Annotated in this window: 11 protein-coding genes; 10 read left to right on the top strand and 1 reads right to left on the bottom strand. The window is 32.5% G+C overall.

The features are described from left to right. Nucleotides 1-26: 26 nt before the first annotated feature. Nucleotides 27-1,364 (top strand): hypothetical protein, encoded by a 1,338-nt coding sequence (locus Q4Q47_RS23175; RefSeq protein WP_303309108.1) that lies wholly within the window; start codon nt 27-29, stop codon nt 1,362-1,364. A gap of 294 nt (nt 1,365-1,658) precedes the next feature. On the opposite strand, the gene Q4Q47_RS23170 is transcribed toward Q4Q47_RS23175, so the two are convergent. Next, nucleotides 1,659-2,255 carry an RNA polymerase sigma factor gene (locus tag Q4Q47_RS23170; RefSeq protein WP_303309107.1) on the bottom strand — a complete coding sequence of 199 codons (597 nt, stop codon included), beginning with the start codon at nt 2,253-2,255 and terminating at the stop codon, nt 1,659-1,661. A 100-nt stretch (nt 2,256-2,355) separates the two neighbouring features. Between Q4Q47_RS23170 and Q4Q47_RS23165 the strand changes: the two genes are divergently transcribed. From Q4Q47_RS23165 to Q4Q47_RS23125, 9 genes are all read left to right on the top strand, one after another. Beyond that, nucleotides 2,356-3,531: a FecR family protein gene (locus tag Q4Q47_RS23165; RefSeq protein WP_303309106.1), complete on the top strand. Its 1,176-nt coding sequence runs from the start codon at nt 2,356-2,358 to the stop codon at nt 3,529-3,531. Nucleotides 3,532-3,692: 161 nt separating this feature from the next. Next, nucleotides 3,693-6,911 (top strand): SusC/RagA family TonB-linked outer membrane protein, encoded by a 3,219-nt coding sequence (locus Q4Q47_RS23160; RefSeq protein ID WP_303309105.1) that lies wholly within the window; start codon nt 3,693-3,695, stop codon nt 6,909-6,911. 17 nt (nt 6,912-6,928) lie between these two features. Beyond that, the gene (locus tag Q4Q47_RS23155; RefSeq protein WP_303309104.1) at nt 6,929-8,608 is read left to right on the top strand and encodes a RagB/SusD family nutrient uptake outer membrane protein; all 1,680 of its coding nucleotides are present in this window, start codon (nt 6,929-6,931) and stop codon (nt 8,606-8,608) included. A gap of 59 nt (nt 8,609-8,667) precedes the next feature. Continuing rightward, a complete protein-coding gene (locus Q4Q47_RS23150) occupies nt 8,668-9,240 on the top strand; it encodes a discoidin domain-containing protein (RefSeq protein ID WP_303309103.1) in 573 nt (190 codons plus the stop codon). 154 nt (nt 9,241-9,394) lie between these two features. Then, nucleotides 9,395-12,721 (top strand): VCBS repeat-containing protein, encoded by a 3,327-nt coding sequence (locus Q4Q47_RS23145; RefSeq protein WP_303309102.1) that lies wholly within the window; start codon nt 9,395-9,397, stop codon nt 12,719-12,721. Nucleotides 12,722-12,731: 10 nt separating this feature from the next. After that, nucleotides 12,732-14,567, top strand: a complete 1,836-nt coding sequence (locus Q4Q47_RS23140) for a DUF3472 domain-containing protein (RefSeq protein WP_303309101.1) — start codon at nt 12,732-12,734, stop codon at nt 14,565-14,567. Nucleotides 14,568-14,810: 243 nt separating this feature from the next. After that, nucleotides 14,811-16,631, top strand: a complete 1,821-nt coding sequence (locus Q4Q47_RS23135) for an OstA-like protein (protein WP_303309100.1) — start codon at nt 14,811-14,813, stop codon at nt 16,629-16,631. Between the two features lie 2 nt (nt 16,632-16,633). Then, a complete protein-coding gene (locus Q4Q47_RS23130; protein WP_303309099.1) occupies nt 16,634-17,815 on the top strand; it encodes an aspartate aminotransferase family protein in 1,182 nt (393 codons plus the stop codon). Between the two features lie 159 nt (nt 17,816-17,974). Then, on the top strand, nt 17,975-19,363 hold the full coding sequence (locus Q4Q47_RS23125) for a tetratricopeptide repeat protein (protein ID WP_303309098.1): 1,389 nt from the start codon (nt 17,975-17,977) through the stop codon (nt 19,361-19,363). Nucleotides 19,364-19,425: the final 62 nt, after the last annotated feature.

The raw sequence follows: 19,425 nt of genomic DNA, 5'->3' as shown, positions 1-19,425 counted from the left end.
TTCTCAAAACAAATAAAAGTCAAATAATGAAGCAGTTTATAAACAATCTCTTTTTTTTAGCCATTACGAGTAGTGTCCTTTCTTTAGGGGCACAAAATAATAAGGTTACCCCTTTAAATAAAATAGTAAAACCATCACGAACAGAAGTTATTTTACCAATTAAAAAAACGTCTTTCAATAATAATGGTAAATGTAAAGAGCGTAAACAAGGAGGTAATCCGAGAAAAGAAGCCGGTTATTTAGCTTTTGATGGCTCTATGGACGGCAATAGACAGGTAGATCCACAAATTGCTGTTGGAGGAGGCTATGTATTACATGGAAGTAATAGTGGCTTAATTATATATGATAAAAAAGGAAATTTTATAGAAGGTGTATCTCAAAATTGTTTTAATAAAGGCATTGACCCTAAATTATTTTTCGACCCACATAATAAGGTTTTTGGTTTTGATTTATGGAACCCTTGGGATAAAGAAAAGAAGAAACCCGTAAATATTTCCATTTCAGAAACAAAAGATCCAACACAGGCTTGGAATACATATCCAGTACCAGCCCCAAATGGTGTTGATGGCGGTGGTATTAGTTATAGTAAAAAATGGATAGGTTATTCTTTTCCTGGAGGAAAAGAACGAACCTTTGTTATGAAAATGAAAGAAGCCAAATCTGGAAAACCAGCTACAGTTTATCATTTCCCAGGTAGTTTGGGACACCCAGTAGCCACTCAAGATAAGATAGATGACTTATACTTTTTTCAAATAACTCGTCAAGGTGGATTTGTAATTAGACGCATTGTTACAGCAGAAGATGGGTCTCCTGTTTGTGAGCTTGTTGCTGAAACAATGCCAAAATTAGATCATTTTAAGTGGCCGCCTAAATCACCTCAAAAAAATACAGATCAATTGACATCTTCGGGAGATAGAAACCCTAAAAACTTGGTTTTACAGAATGATTACATTTGGTTTTCACATACCATTAATATTAATGATAGGGCAGCAGTACAATGGCACCAGATAAAAACAGATGGGACTATTGTTCAAACAGGGCTAATTAGTAGTGAGCATTCTAATTACATTCAAACTACCATTGCCGTTAACAAGAAAAATGATGTACTTGTTGGGTTTCAAGAAACAAATGAAAATATGTTTATTAGTCCAAGATTGGCTTTTAGAAAGGCAAAAGACCCAAAAGGTACGTTACGTGAAATTGTAAGTTTAGGTGAAGGAAAAGGATTTACGGATGGCGTTGCGTGGGGCGATTATAGCGGCAGTATTATTGATGGTGATAATTTAAAGGATTTGTGGACCATACAAAGCATAACAGATGATAATGGAAAAGGAGATACTGTTATTGTTAAAGTCCCATTTTAAAGAGAAAAATAAAGCAATTAGATTCTTTCATTTTATTGTCAAACCCTTAAAATGATAGAACTGATAATGAATCAAAAACAAAATTTTAATATACATCATTCATTACACTAAGTCGTAATTTTGATTATTTTTAGTTAGTCAAAAATGCCTTTGAATTTTTATTCAAAGGCATTTTACTATTATAAATTAAAACTGAATATCATTCTAATTCCTACCAAAATATTTTAAGTATTTTTTAGAAATGTAATCAATTAAGGATATTGAAAATTTTGTCTCATAAAATACCTATTCTATTTAACTTTCAACATGAAAATTAATGCCAAATAATAAAAACAACATAGGTTTAATCTTATTTTGAAGCTTTTTGCGAAGTATTCTAAAAGCTTTATTCATTTGCGCCTCTACAGTTCTAATAGAAACATTCATAAAATTAGCAATCTCAATATTGGTTAAACCTTCCTGCTTGCTCAATAAAAATGTCTCTTTACATTTTGGAGGCAATCTTTGAATTTCAAGCTTAACCAGTGATAGTTGTTTTTTTAACACATCTGCATTTTCGTTTTTAACGATATCTTCCAAAGCTTCAAAATGTTTTTGTTCAATAGCTAACATTTTTTTATCCTTTCTCCATTGATCTATAAAGCCATTATACACAGATTTATATAAAAAACTCTTTATAGATTTTACATGTTGTAGTTTATGTTTGTCTTCCCATATTTTAACAAAAACATTTTGTACAATATCCTTAGCACCATCAAAATCATTCGAGAGACTATAAGCATATAAACAAAGCTGGTGATGATAGGTATTCATTAAAAACACCAATGCTTGATGATTACCTTTTTCAAGCTCTTGGACTAATGTTTTAATATTTGAGAGATCAGTATACAATGGATAAAATTTAAAAAAATTATGCTACAATATAAAAAAAAAATAAAAAGCGTAAGTATTATGTGATTTTGGTACGTCTCACTTCAAATGAGCAGCCAAAATGCCAAATAAAAATATAGAAACCATAATAATCAAGTACTTCTCCAGATCAGCTTCCATAGATGAAATGATCGAATTAACGGAATGGATGCGTGAAGAATCCAATTATTTGGTTTTTAAGAATTTCGTTAATACCAATTACTTAATAGACTCCAATATGCTTGACTTTGATATAGAAGGTGAAAGAGAAAAAGTACTGCAAAAGATAAAGCAAGACAAAACCAGTTTACGAAAAAGTGCTTTTAAACGAGTCTTTAAATATGCAGCAATATTTATAGTTACGATAGGGTTAGGATATGCATATCTGATAAATAATTTTTCTTTTGATAAAGAAGAACAAATTAGTAACACTAAAAATGACGCAACTATTTTACCAGGTATGGACAAAGCCATACTTACCTTAGAAAACGGGTCTGAAGTTGTTTTAGAAAAGGGAAAAAAAGTGACATTAAAAGGACGTACACTTAATGAAGATAAACTGATATATGATTCTAAATCAGGATCTAAAAAGAAACAAGCACTTCAGTTTAATTATTTAACAATACCCAGGGGTGGGCAATATTTCGTACAATTATCAGATAACACACGTGTATGGCTAAATTCAGATTCTAAACTGAAATATCCTGTTTTCTTTATTGAGGGACAAACCCGTATGGTAGAATTAATTTATGGAGAAGCTTATTTTGAGGTTTCAAAAAGTACAATGCATGACGGAGATCGGTTTATGGTTAAAACAGGAATGCAGGAAATAGAAGTATTAGGTACAGAATTTAATATTAAAGCTTACCAAGATGAAAATGATATTGTTACAACTTTAGTAGAAGGTCAGGTAAAAGTTGGTAACGGTATAGAATCTAAATTTCTTAAACCTTCTGAACAGTCTATAATCAATATGAAAGGACAAGGCATTACTGTTCAAAAAGTCAATAAACTATTTGATGAAATTGCTTGGAAAGAGGGCTATTTTAGTTTTAGACAAAAAACTATGAAAGACATTATGAAGACATTATCCAGATGGTATGATGTAGAGTATATTTTTAGAAACCCGGAGATAGAGAATAAAAGTTTTTCAGGTGTATTAGATAGAGAAAGTACCATAGACCAAATATTAATTTATATACAAAAAACTAATGAAATAAATTACCGTATAGGAAATAATATTGTCATCATTGAATAAAAAAAAGGAAAAGGAATAAAGTCACCACCTCCTACAGTTTAGACTTCATTCCTTTTAAGTAAGATTAATCATATTGTTTAACTAATCTAAAATGCAAATTTATGAAAATTAACTTTACTAATGTTTTTCTCCATAAAAGGAAAAAACTATTACTAACCATTATGAGAACATTTATATTATTATGCTTCACAACAGCTTTCAGCTTTTCGCCTAATAGTACATTTTCTCAGAATGCAAAAATTAAAATTGATGCTAATAAAACCATATCGGTAGCTGAAATTTTTGAGATGATTCAACAACAAGCTGGCTATAAATTTATTTATAGTGATGACTTAATAGTAAATGCTCCTAAGATTGAATTGAAAAAAGGTGTCATTCTTGCAAAAAAATTATTAGATATAGGCTTAAAACCTATAGGATGTACTTTTGAGTTTACAGAAAATGAAACTGTCATAGTAAAACGAGTAAGCATTCCATTACCAGAAGTAAAACCGCAAATTTCTGTAAAAGGAACAGTGGTAGATACAAATGGACAGCCTTTACCAGGAGCAAACATTATAGAAAAAGGAACTACCAACGGAGTGCAAACCGACTTTGATGGTAATTTTTCTTTAAATGTAGCTGATACCAATGCTATTCTTATTATTTCGTATTTAGGGTTCTTCCCTCAAGAGATAACAATAAATAACCAAACAGTTATTAATGTAACCTTACAAACAGATGCTTCTGGTTTAGATGAGGTAGTTGTAGTAGCTTATGGTATACAGAAAAAAGAAACATTAACATCATCTGTGGTAGAAGTTAAATCAGAAAAATTAGCAGACGTAACTGTGCCAGAAGTAGCAACTATGCTACAAGGTAAGGTCGCAGGTGTTCAGGTTTTGCCTAGTAGTGGTAGGCCAGGGTCATCGCCAAACGTTTTTATTAGAGGGCGTTCATCTATAGACAACGGAAATAACGAGCCTTTATGGGTTGTTGATGGTGTTATTTTTGGTAATTCAGACCCTAAGTTAAACCCTAATGACGTAGCTAGCTTATCGGTTTTAAAAGATGCATCTGCTACCGCTTTATACGGTAATAGAGCAGCCAATGGTGTAATAATTGTTACTACAAAAAGAGGTGTTAAAGGAACAAAGCCTAAGATGGAGGTTTTCTTAAAAACGGCTATAAACCAATTTAATACTGGGAATTTTGAAGTAATGAATTCTCAACAGTTATATGATTTTCATCAGCAGCTAGGGAATACTGAACCTTGGTTTACCGAAGATTTATTGCAAAGAGATTATAATTGGGTAGAAGGATTAACACAGGACGCTTTGGTAAAGGATGCCTCTATAAGGTTTACTTCTGCTACTGATACACATAATTTGTTAATATCTTCTGGTTATTATGATGAAGAAAGTACAGTAATTGGTAACGATTTAAAAAGATATAATTTCCGTACCAATTTAGATTATAACATAACAGATAAGTTAACTATTAAGCCAAAGCTTTATTTTGTTTTTGATAGAAGAGAAAACGTTAACGAAGCCTCATTATATCAAGCCTATACCAACATGCCTTGGGATTTACCCTTTGCATCAGATGGTTCGGTAGTCAATGCACAAACGGCACCAGGTGATGATTGGATAGGCAGGGATAGAGGTAATTATTTTTATGATGCCCAGTGGAATTATACCGATTCAAGGTCATTTGACTTGTTTGCAAGTTTTGATTTTGAATATAAGTTGTTACCTAACTTAACCTTTGTCTCTACTAACAATTTTAGATGGGGTCACTTTGAGTCGTTCAGCTACACAGATCCAAGATCTAATTCAGGTCGTGCTTTTAATGGTTCTGTTTATGATTATAACTCTAGGTCTTTAAGTAGGTTTACCAACCAAATGTTAAAGTATTCTAATACATTTAACGAAGACCATACGCTTAATGTTTTAGCAGCTTATGAATATAACGATAGATCGTCGCGGTGGTTTAGTGCTGAATCTCAAAATGTTTTAGTTAATGGCCAAGTACAGAATATAGGCTTAGAGGCAACAGAAATTCAAGGATCCGCAGGAGAATCTGCTCAGCAATCCTTTTTATTTACTGCAGATTATGATTACAAGAGTAAATACTTTGTAAAAGGTTCTGTAAGAGTAGATGGAGCTTCTGCTTTTGCTCCTGATTATCGTTATGGTACTTTTTATGCGGCAGCAGCAGGTTGGAACATTCATAAAGAAGGTTTCTTCAATACAGATAAAATAAATAAGTTAAAATTAAGAGGAAGTTATGGATCTGTAGGTAATCTAATTGGTGGTTTTGCCTATTTAACAACGTATAATGTAGAGTTTCAATATGCGGGAGTATTAGCAGCTAAGCCTGCAAGATTAGGCACACCCGATGTCTCATGGGAAAAAATTACTGAAGCCAATATTGGTTTAGATGCTACGCTATTTAATGCCGTAGATTTAACGGTAGATGTTTATAATAAAGAAAGTTCCGATTTATTATTCTTTAGACGATTACCAGATTTGTCTGGTTTTTCGGGAAGATTTCAGAATATTGGATCGGTTACCAATAAAGGACTAGAAATTGGAGTTTCTGCTCATATTGTAAACAAAGATGATTTTGGTATAAGTGTAGGAGCTAATATTAGTTTTAATAATAATGAGGTAAATGAATTACCTGATGGATCAGACATTTTTGGTGCTGGTAATACCATTATTAGAGAAGGCGAAGAATTTGGAGCATTTTATTTAAGAAAATGGCTTGGAGTGCATCCTGCAAACGGAGAACCAGTTTTTGAAGTTGTTAATGAAGATGGAACAAGATCTACAACTTTTGATTACAATGCTGCAACACTACAGGTAGCAGGATCAGCAAATGCTGATTTTACAGGAGGCTTTAATACAAATATTAGGTATAAGGATTTTACCTTAAGTTCTAACTGGAGTTTTTCTTATGGTGCTGAATTATTAAACGGATCACGGACCTTGTTTGATTCTGATGGATTTTACCTAGCATTTAATCAGATGGTATTGCCTAATGGATGGGCAAGATGGCAACAGCCTGGAGATATCGTAACGCATCCATTACCAAAGGTAGGCGGGTATCTATCAAGTAATCAAACATCTACACGCGACTTAGAAGACGGTAGTTATTTAAGATTAAACAATGTAAGATTATCTTATAATTTACCTCAGTCTATATTAGACAAAGTAGGAATATCTGGTGCAAACATTTATGTTTCTGGAGATAATCTGGTTACGCTTACTAAGTTTACAGGTGTAGACCCAACAGTTAATGATACTGATGGTTCTGGTAGAACGGTTTTAGGTACAACAAATTTAAGCTATCCTATACCAAGACGTTTTGCTTTAGGTCTTAATCTTTCGTTTTAATTAAAAAAATAAATATAATGATGAAAAAAATAAATTATATACTACTATTATTAATCAATGTGGTTGCTACCTCGTGTGATTTAGATAGAGGTCCTTTTACAGAAATATCGGCCGAACAACTTTTTTCAGATCCTGGAGCTGCTCAAGCTGCAACATTAGGAAATTATTTATTCCTAAAAGGAGATGAAGGTTTTAATGGATGGTCAGACGATTTACATAGAATGTCCGAATATTCTGGAGATAACGTAATGATTACTGGAGGAACAACAGATGCATTATTCTTTTTTTACAATTATCAAAGAGTAGCTACTAACGGGAGATCCAACAGATTCTGGGGAAATTCCTATAAAGCTATTGTTGGAGTTAATACCGTACTAGAATTACTTGAAGAAGGCACACCTGAAGCGAATCAAGTACTTGGTGAAAACTACTACATAAGAGCTTTGGTTTATTTTCAAATGGGTAATATTTATGGAAAACCATATAATCAAGGTGTTTCAAACTTATCAGTGCCATTAAAATTAACTGCAGACTTAAATGATATTCCAGACAGAAATACGGTAGGTGAAGTATATGATCAAGTGATTGCTGATTTACTGAAGGCAGAAGAATTAATGAATGAAAATAAAGGGCCTTCTTTTGCATCAAAAGAAGCAGCTCAAGCATTGTTATCAAGGGTATATCTGTATATGGGTGATAATGCAAAGGCCATTGAGTATGCCGATAAAGTGATTAATTCTAGCGTTTATAGCTTATTATCAAGTGAACGCTTTGCTAAGATGAATGAGTTAGCTCCATTTGAGAATGAAGAAGCCATATTTTCTATTACCTTAACCAAAGGTATTGATATTGCTGGAGGTGGAGGTTTTCCAGATGATTGGAACACAATAGGTTCTTTTTATGCAAAAATTGATGGCGTAGGTTGGGGAGAAATGAGTGCGTCTAAAACTTACCTTGATTTGTTAGCTAAAAATGAAGGTGACCTAAGGGGAAGTTTTATAGAGCCTCAGTATTTAGAGGATGACAATGGACAAAAAATACCAGCTGTCAATTGGGTAGTTGGTAGTGATCAGAATGGTTATGATTACGAATTTGCTAGAACAACAGATAATGGAGGCACAATTACCTTTGATTATGAAGGAAACAATTATACGTTGGAATCTGAAGTTGTTGGTGGACGAACTGCGTACTATTTTAACGGACCAAATGGACGACAAGATGTAACTTTCGATTTTGATATGAATAAGCGAAATGGATTTCCATTTTTTTATATCCTAAAAGCATCATACCAAGAACAGGATTTGCATTTATGGTCGCCAACAGTATCACGTCTAGCAGAACTGTACTTAAATAAAGCTGAGGCTTTAGCTAAACAAGGTGCAGACCAAGCTGCGTTAGATAATATAAATGTGCTAAGGAATAGAGCGCAAGTACCTCCTTATACATTGGCAACACTGCCTGTAGGACAAACCGTATTAGATGTTGTTTTAGAGGAGCGTCAATTAGAGCTGGCTTTTGAAGGACATAGAAAGTTTGATGTTTTTAGAAATGGAAGAATCATGAATAGAAGGTACCCAGGTACGCATCTAGATAACTCAAACCCGTTCCCTGAAATTGATGCTACAAACAATGCCATTATAGAATTTATTCCAGAACAGCAGATATTATTACAACCTTCGTTGATTCAAAATGATTAATACATAATGTCCAAAAGAGTTTATAATAAACTCTTTTGGAACATTAAAAACTAAAATATATGAAAAACTTAAAAATTAAAAAAAAGATAACCTTGGCAGTTGCCACTTTTTTTACAATGGTCACTTTATTGGTAATACAATCATGTGACCCAGATAAGATACTTATAGATACGAGTCTTAAATTACCACCAGTACCTTTAGACACTACAGGTTGGGTAGTTACTGATTATACAAGTCAGGAAGATCAAGACGGAGAAGGAGCAGGTAATGGAAGGGTTTTTAATACATTTGATGGAAACCCGGATACGTTTTGGCATACTTGCTGGGCAGGTTGTACTGCAGTACCTCCACATTATTTTGTTATAGATATGTTAGAATCTAAAGAAATTAATGGTATTATCCTTACGCAGAGACAATCTCTTTCTAGAAACATTGAGGTTTGTTCGATAGATATTAGTACGGATAATTCTAGCTGGACTTCTTTAGGGGAATTTACTTTAGAAAAAGTAAAGACAGGTCAAGATATAGCTTTAGATCAAACAGTTAGTGGTCGTTATATTAGATTTAATGTCGTTAAAGTCTTTGACGGAACAAATAATGCTGCTTTGGCAGAAATGGCTCCTTATTTTTAAATTACACTTTTTTAGTATAAACCCAAAATGGATAATATTTTGGGTTTATACTAATATTTTTTATTTATTCACACCATTCCACGATCAACTAAATCTTAGATAGTAAAGGTTTTAGATCAGCGTATTGTGGAATTTGATATTTAATAGATATTCGATGAAAAAACATGTCTTATATATAGTGTCAGTAGTTAGTATATTTTCATGTAGTAAGGGAATTGAGAATTTGAATACTGATAAATTATTTACAAGTGTTCCCATAGAAATTTCTGGAGTTACGTTTGAAAATAAAGTTTATGAAACAGAACAGTTACACTATTATAAGTATGTAAACTTATATAGTGGGGGTGGTGTTGCAGCAGGTGATTTTAATAATGATGGTCTAAAAGACCTATTTTTTATTTCTAATATCTATTCCAATAAACTTTACCTTAATAAGGGCGGGTTTAAATTCGAAGATATCACTGAAAAAGCTAATATTATTAAACGCCCTGGATTTGATACAGGAGTTTCTTTAGCAGATGTTAATAATGATGGTTATCTTGATATATACATTAATAGAGCAGGTTGGTATAAAGGTGATGTAAAACTCGCTAACATGCTATACATAAACAATGGCGATCTAACATTTACTGAAAAGGCAAAAGAATATGGTATAGCAGATAGTAACAGGTCTGTAAATTCGACTTTTTTTGATTATGATAAAGATGGCGACTTGGATTTATATGTTGTTAACACACTCGAAAATTCTAAATACGCTGGTAAAGTATTAAATCTTAAGCATATAAAGAATAACAGATTTGGTACTGCTAAGCACAAAAGTAGTGATAGGTTATATCGTAATAATGGCAATGGTACATTTGAAAATGTAAGTCATAAGGCTGGAATTGTTCCAGATTTGGCTTATGGCTTAAATGCCCAAATTGGAGATTTAAACAATGATGGATGGCCAGATATATATGTTAGCAATGACTTTACGGGGCCAGATTTTGCCTATGTTAATAATGGAGACGGCACGTTCACAGACAAAAGTGAAGAGTTATTTAAGCATATTTCACATTACAGCATGGGAGCCGATATTGCTGATATTAATAATGATGGATTTACAGATATGTTTGTGGCTGATATGAGTCCCGAAGATTATGTAAGGTCTAAAACAACCATGGCTATGATGCCTATTGAAAGGTTTAATGCTATGACTGCCAACGGACATCACTATCAGTACATGCATAATGTATTACAACTAAGCAATGGCAATGGTACTTTTAGTGAAATTGCTTACCTCTCTGGTGTTGCCAAAACAGATTGGAGTTGGGCAACTCTATTAGCAGATTTTGACTTAGATGGTTATAATGATTTGTATGTAACAAATGGAATGTATAGAAATGTACAAGATAGAGATGTTAATAAAAAAATTGATGATTATATAAATACCAATAAAGAAGATCTTAAAGAAGAAGATTTTTTTAGGTTATCTCAGAAACTTCCTCAGGAAAAATTAAAGAATTACTTATTTAAAAATGAAGGTAACCTAACGTTTAGCAAAAAAACAGAAGCGTGGTCAGATATAAAAGAAACATTTTCTAACGGTGCCGTTTATGTAGATTTAGATAATGATGGCGATTTAGATTTAGTTACTAGTAATTTAGATGAACCTGCCACTATATTAAAGAATAACAGTAGAGAATTAAATAAAGGAAATTATCTTCAAATTTCTTTTAAAGGGCAAAAAAACAATCCCTTTGGAGTAGGAACTAAAGTTAAAGTTCATACTAATAGCGGCGTTATACTTTTTAGAGAGCTAATTAACTCTAGAGGCTACCTTTCTGCTTTGCCAAACCAATTACATTTTGGTTTAGGTAAAGACAAAACTATTAAAAAAATAGAAGTAACATGGTCTAATGGAAATGTTCAGGTTTTAGAAAATATTGAAGCAAACCAATCATTAAAAATAGAATATCAAGAACAAATAGATTCTAATAGTACCAATATAAGTAATCTAAGCTTAAGCACAAAGCTATTTGTTGAAGATGAGACTTTTGAATTTTTACATGAAGAAAAAGTTTTCAATGATTATGATAAACAATTATTGCTACCACATAAACTATCACAAACAGGTCCAGCAATAGCCAAAACAGATTTAAATAATGATGGGTTTGATGATGTCTTTATTGGTGGAGCGCATCAACAATCGGGGCAATTGCTAATCGCAAATAAAGAGGGCGGTTTTCATGCTGTCAATATCTCAGATTTTACAAAAGATAAAAATCATGAAGATGTAGCTGCTTGCTTTTTTGATGCCGATAATGATGGAGATCAGGATTTATATGTTGCAAGCGGAAGCTATGAATTTACTGAAGATTCAGATATACTTCAAGATAGACTTTATATAAACCATGGGAATTTTAATTTTAAACGCTCTCAATCAAAAATACCAAACATAAGAACAGCAGGCTCAGTAGTTAGGGCTTCAGATTTTGATAATGATGGTGATTTAGATTTATTTATAGGGAGCCGTGTTATTCCAGGAAAATATCCTTATGCTCCAACCAATTTCTTACTCATTAATGAAAAAGGAACTTTTAAGAATAAAATTGCATCACTAGCACCACAAGCAGAAACTATAGGAATGATTACAGATGCCCAATGGGCAGATATTGATAATGATTCTGACGAAGATTTAATTATTACTGGTGAATGGATGGGGATTGAGGTGTTTACAAATCAAAATGGATTCCTTTCAAAAAACGAGACTTATAGTTCTTTAGCTTCAGCAAAAGGATGGTGGAATTCTGTAGTGATTGAAGATATTGACGGAGATGGAAATAAAGACATCATTGCCGGGAATTTGGGGCTTAATTACAAATTCCATGCATCAAAAGAAAAACCTTTCCATGTCTATACGAAAGATTTTGATGGCAACGGTATTGAAGATATTATGCTTGCAAAACATTATAACGATAAACAAGTGCCTGTAAGAGGTAAAGGCTGTACAGCGCAACAAATGCCTAATCTAAAAGAAAAGATAGAAACTTATAGTGAGTTTGCAAGTTTAGATTTACAAGGTATTCTTGGTGATGGAATTCAATCTTCATTACATTATGAAGTTACAGAATTTCGATCTGGGATTTTTATAAATAAAGGAAATGGTCAATTCACTTTTGAGCCTTTTCAGATAGAAGCACAAAAATCTCCAATAAACAGTATCGTTTATAAAGACTTTGATGGTGATAATATAAAAGACCTTTTAATGGCTGGAAATAACTATCATTCTGAAGTTGAAACAACACGTGCAGACGCTGGAATAGGAACGTTTTTAAAAGGTAAAAACCAAGGAGAATTTCAGTATATCCCTAATCATTCTATAGGTCTTTATGTAGATGGAGATGTAAGAGCCATAATGCATATAAAAAGTGTTCAAGGTAGCCTCGTTTTAGTCGCTAATAATAACGATGCTCATCAAACATTTAAAATATTCAAATAAAATTTAAAATATGAAAAATATAATTACGAAATTAAATTTAAGAAACACTATTCTGGTGTTTATACTTCTCATTAATATATCATTTTCTTGTTCTTCATGTTCAAAAAGTGATACCTCCGAATCAAAAGAAGTTGAAAAAGAGGAAGAAGAAGAAACCTTAAGTTTAACAAAAACAATCCCCATAGGTGCTAATAGTTGGGTTATGAACAATCTTACTCAGGACCAAAATATAATTTCAGAATCTGGGATCCAGAATTGGTCGTCCTTAGATGATGTTATTCGTACCTATGTTAAAACAGGAGCTGGTGAATTAAATGTCGGATTAAAAATGAAATCTTCAGATGGTTCCTCAAAAATAAAAGTTACAGTTGGCAATACGTCTAAAGAAATCACGAGTTCTAGTACGACTTATAAAACAGAAGAAATTGGAACATTTACAGTACCGGCTGGATATAATTATGTAGAAATAAAAGGATTGGAAAAATCAGGAGATTATATCGTTGATATTAGCGATATCCTTTTCGGCGGTGTTGCCATAGCTTCAGGAGTAACGTTTAACCCCACAAGTAATTTTTACTTTGGCAGAAGAGGACCTTCGGTACACATGGGTTATGATGAACCATCAGGGAAAGATGTACAATGGTTTTATAATGAAGTTACAGTTCCAGAAGGTGATGATAAAATAGGATCATTTTTTATGGCTAACGGACATGCACAAGGTTATTTTGGTATACAAGTAAATTCAGCTACTGAAAGACGTGTATTATTCTCAATATGGAGTGCTTTCAGTACAGACGACCCTAATCAGATTCCTGAAGATTATAAGGTTACTAATTTAGGAAATGGAACAGGAGTAACTGTTCAAGATTTTGGTAATGAAGGGTCAGGAATACAGTGTTTTAAAGATGTAGATTGGAAAGCTGGAGTTACTTATAAGTTTTTGTTGAAAGGAGAACCTTCTACTATTCCTGAATCAACAGATTATACAGCGTATTTCTTTGATCCAGAAATTGGAGATTGGCAATTGATTGCAGGTTTAAGAAGACCAAAAACCAATACTCATTTAAAAAGATTACATTCATTTTTAGAAAATTTCAACCCTAGTACTGGATATCTTTCTAGACGCGTAAATTATGGTAATCAATGGGTCTATACAACCGATAACGCATGGGCAGAAATGACAAGCGGAACATTTACTGCAGATGCAACTGCAAGTAACGGAGATCGATTAGATTATGAAGGGGGTACCAATGGCAATACCTTTTTTCTAAAAAACTGTGGATTTTTTAATGCTAATGTACAGCCAAATACAGCATTTTCAAGAACAGCGTCTGGGGCTTCACCAAATATAGATTTCAATTCCTTAGAAACACCTAAACTTCCTGATCCTCCAACTCCTGTGACATTATTAGATAGGAGTTCGTGGTCGGTTATCGACTATAGTACTCAAGAAGACAAAGGAGGAGAAGGAGATACAGGTCGTGCTGCCGATGTTTTAGATGATAATTTAGATACCTATTGGCACTCTTGTTGGAGCGGTTGTACTGCAACTTCACCACACCATATTACTATAGATATGGGAGCACAAACGGAAGTATTAGGTATAAGATTTGCACAAAGACAGTCTTTATCTAGAACTGTTAAAAATATTGAGATACAAGTAAGTACAGATAATTCAAGTTGGTCCTCATTGGGTAATTTTGAGTTACAAAATATAAAAGAGGTACAAGATGTGAATTTTACATCAGCTCAAACATTTAGGTATTTAAAATTCATTTCTACATCATCACATGATGGTACTGAAAATGCTGCAATGGCTGAAATTAAAGCATATATTATTGAATAAATTAGTTAGTTTGTTTATTTTTTGAGTTAATTTGAGATACTCTTGAGTTTTTTACTCAAGGGTATCATTAACTCGATTTCTACAACTTAAATTTATAGTTCCTCGGAAAATTTAATTTTTTTTAAAATAGAAACCATCTTTCCTTTTTTATTTAAGTGAAAAGTCAAGTTTTATAACTGATCATTTAATTTATACAATTATACATTATAATTATCGTTATTTTTGTGACAAACTTTTTATATTTTGAACAAACTACAAGTTTTATTTTTTACGCTTATTATTGGCTTTGTTTCAATAGCTACCGAGGCTCAGGAAAAAAAGAAAATTGAAATCGAATATGCCGGTAAACTTACTATTGATGAAGAAAATTACCCTGGTGCCAAAGTATTAACACGTGATGATTCACAACAAGTACATATAAAGCACAAGGGATCAGACATGTGGTGTGATAAAGCCATACACTACGGTAAAGAAAATTTCATCGAAGCCTATGGTAATGTTCAAATGAAACAAGGGGATACTATTAATATGACCTCCAAGTATGTTGAATATAGTGGAGCAAGTGGTTTAGCTTTTGCAAGTGGAGATGTTGTTTTAAAAGATCCCAATTCTACAATATCTTCGGACACCCTGTATTTAGACCGCATCAAACAACAAGCATTTTATAAAAATGGTGGAACTGTTGTAAAAGATTCCTCTGGAACGATTACCAGTAAAATTGGTCGGTATTACATGGACCTTAAAAAATATCAATTTGTTGAGGATGTGGTATTAGTAAATAAGGAGTCAACTATTAATTCTAATTTTTTCGATTTCTATTCAGACAGTGGTCATGCCTACTTATTTGGTCCTTCGACCATAACAACAGAAACAAGTGTAACATATTGTGAAAAAGGGTTTTATGACACCGAAAACAAAGTAGGTTATGCTCTTAAAAAAGCAAGAATAGATTACGATAATCGTATTATAGAAGGCGACAGTTTATATTTTGACAATAACATTAGTTTTGCTTCGGCTACCAATAATATAAAAGTAACAGACACTATAAATAATAGTATTATAAAAGGGCATTACGCCGAGGTTTTTAAAGAAAAAGATTCTTTATTTATTACAAAACATGCCCTAGCAATTACACAACAAGAAAACGATTCTATCTATATGCATGCAGATAGAATCATGGTAACCGGTAAACCTGAACACCGTATTGTTAGAGCCTATTACAATGCTAAAATATTCAAGTCGGATCTAAGTGGAAAAGCAGACTCCATACATTCTAACCAAAAAACCGGTATTACGCAATTAATAAATATAAACCGTTTTTCGTCTGACGATAAATTTTCTACGCAACGAAAACCTATCCTTTGGAATATAGCCAATCAAATGACAGGCGATACCATTCATTTAATTTCAAATCCCGAAACAGAAAAAATAGACTCTCTGAGAGTTTTCAATAATGCCTTTATTATAAGTAAAGACACTATAAGCGAAAATGGATACAATCAAATTTACGGTATGAGATTAATAGGGCTATTTAATGAAGAAAACCAGTTAAGACAAGTTGATATTATTAAAAATGCTGAGTCTATTTTTTATACACGTAATGATAAACAAGAACTTATAGGGATTGATAAAGCAAAATCTGGAAGTATTTCCATGCTTTTTGCTGAAGGCGATATTGAAGAGTATAACCGAATAAATCAAGTTGACGGTAAATTATATCCTGAATCTCAATATCCGGAAAAAGAAAAAATCTTAAAAGGTTTTGATTGGCGTGAAGACGAGCGCCCCATGAGCGTTGAAGATTTATTTAAAGATGATCCTCCTTTAGTTTTACCAGTTATAAAAGGGTTAGAAGATTATGTTCCTCAAGAAGATTTCTTTGATGAAGAGCTGTTAAAACGTATTGAAAATGCAGATAACCGAGAGAAAACCGATAAGACAGAACCTTCTAAAGCTTCAAGAAACATACCTAAATCGGCAAAAGAAAAACAAAATTTTTTGGGACCAAAGTCTATCATAGAAAATCAAAAAAAGCTTAGAAACTCTAAGGTTTCAGATAAATAATAATGACATCTGATTTTTTTAAATATCAAGCGCAAACCTCGCCTCATCCGTTAGCTATGGAAATTTCTCATGCTAGTGGTTCCTATATTTATGATATCAATAATAAAGCACATTTAGATTTTGTTGCTGGCATATCTGCTTGCCCTTTAGGACATAATCATCCCAAAGTTGTGAATGCCATTAAAGACCAATTAGACACCTACTTACATGTCATGGTATATGGGGAATATATACAAAAACCAGCTGTAGAGCTTACTAAATTATTGGCAAATAAACTCCCCTCCTCTTTAGAAAAAACATATTTAACCAATTCTGGTACTGAAGCTATTGAAGGTGCCCTTAAACTAGCAAAACGCGCTACGGGTAGAAGTGAAATTATAGCAGCACATAAAGCATATCATGGTAATACTATGGGTTCTATGAGTGTTATGGGTTTTGAAGAAAGAAAACAAGCATATAGACCATTACTACCAAACGTACAATTCATTTCTTTTAATAATGAAACCGATTTAGGGCGCATCACCACTAAAACAGCATGTGTTATCCTAGAAACCATACAAGGTGGTGCTGGTTTTATAGAACCAGAAAAAGGATATTTAGAAAAAGTAAGAAACCGTTGCAATACCGTTGGAGCACTTTTAATTTTAGATGAAATACAACCAGGTATAGGCAGAACAGGTAAACTTTTTGGGTTTGAACATTATAATTGTATTCCAGATATTTTAGTTACCGGTAAAGGTTTAGGTGGCGGTATGCCCATAGGTGCTTTTACAGCATCAAGTAAACTCATGGATTTACTACAAAACACCCCTAAATTAGGACATATTACGACTTTTGGAGGTCACCCGGTTATTGCTGCATCTGCCCTAGCAACCTTACAAGAGATCACAGAAAGCAACTTAATACATCAAACTTTAGAAAAAGAAACCTTGTTTCGCAAACTTTTAGTCCATCCATTAATTAAAGAAATTAGAGGCAAAGGACTCATGCTTGCCATTATAACTACTTCAGAAAAAATAACAAATTCACTAATTCTTAAGTGTCAAGAAGAAGGTTTAATACTATTTTGGCTCCTTTTTGAACCTAAAGCAGTAAGAATTACACCCCCTTTAACTATTTCAAATGAAGAAATCACTAAAGGATGCTCAATAATCATTACCGTTTTAAACGCAATTCAGGATTAATTACATGCCATCAACGTTCTAAAAATCAAAACAAAAGCTCCCAAAAACCCTACTAAAGGCATGGTTGTTGATTACTTTGTTAAAAACATTTGCTTAATCTGTCTTAAAAAGACAAATAGAAGCTTAAATTTATTCAAGTAGAAACTTACAAAAGTGCTTATGGAGTTTAGTCATAACGACAACAACAATTTGCCTCTATCAAAATTCGAATCGATGTTAAAAACAAATCATGTTTTGTTTTTCGATTCTGAAGAGTTTGAAAACATTATTCACCATTATCTAAATCATGGTAAAATAGCTTTGGCAAAGAAGGCCATTAAATTAGGTTTAAACCAGCACACCACCTCTATTAATCTAAAACTTTTTAAAGTTGAAGTTTATGTATTTGAAGACAAACTAGTTGAAGCAGATACTTTATTAAATGAACTTTATAGTTTAGACCCTATGAATGAGGAAATCTACATTCAAAAAGCTAATATATTATCAAAAAAGGATGAGCATCAACAAGCTATAGACGTATTAAAGAAAGCATTAGAACTTACAAATGACGTGATTGATTTATATTCTTTAATTGGTATGGAATATCTTTTTTTAGACCAATTTGAAAATGCTAAAATGTATTTCATGAAATGTTTGGAAGAAGATTTAGAAGATTATTCTGCTCTTTACAATATCATATATTGTTTTGAGTATCTAAGTCAAAATGAAGAAGCCATTTCTTATTTAAACGTATTTCTAGATAAAAACCCTTATTGCGAAGTAGCATGGCACCAATTAGGCAAACAATACTATACCTTAAAAAAGTACAAAAAAGCATTAGCCGCTTTTGATTTTGCTATTATCTCCGACGATACATTTGTAGGGGCATATCTCGAAAGAGGCAAAGTACTTGAAGCTCTAAAACGTTATGATGATGCCATTGAAAATTATAGTATCTCTTTAAAACTAGACGAACCCACTTCTTTTGCTTTATTAAGGATAGGTAATTGTCATGAAAAGTTAAAAAATGATGACTTGGCGGTTCAATATTATTACAAAACTGTACATGAAGATCCTTTATTAGATAAAGGGTGGATAGCGATAACAAAGTTTTATAATGGGAAAAAGAATTATCAAAAAGCATTATATTATATAAACAAAGCAATTAATATTGATCCTGAAAATGTTATCTACTGGAAGTTATACTCCCAAATTAACCAGAGACTCAATTTTTATGAAGAAGCCGAACGCGGGTTCAAAAGAACTTTAGAATTAGGAAATTATGAACTCAATACATGGCTGTCTCGTGGCGATTTATTAATTAAGCTTGGCGAATCACAAGCTGCTATTTATAATTTTGAACAAGCTTTGGAGTTTTATCCAGAAAACGCAGAATTAGAATATCGTTTAGCTGGTTTATATTTTTCTTTAAATGAAAACGATAAAGGCATATTTCATTTAAAAAACGGCATCGTTTCTAACGAGGAATATGCTTTTATAATTGAAGAGCTTTTCCCTGAGGTTTCTAACAGAATATTAGTTAAAAAACTACTTAAAACAAACCTTTAAGCCAATATCTTATCTTTTTAAAGGAGTTATACCAATTAACAAATAAAATAAACCTAGTAATT

The organism is Flavivirga spongiicola (assembly GCF_030540825.1).
In the GTDB taxonomy this organism is placed as follows: domain Bacteria; phylum Bacteroidota; class Bacteroidia; order Flavobacteriales; family Flavobacteriaceae; genus Flavivirga; species Flavivirga spongiicola.
Note: the sequence above shows the minus strand (reverse complement) of the source record. Positions and strands in the feature narration are given on the sequence as shown.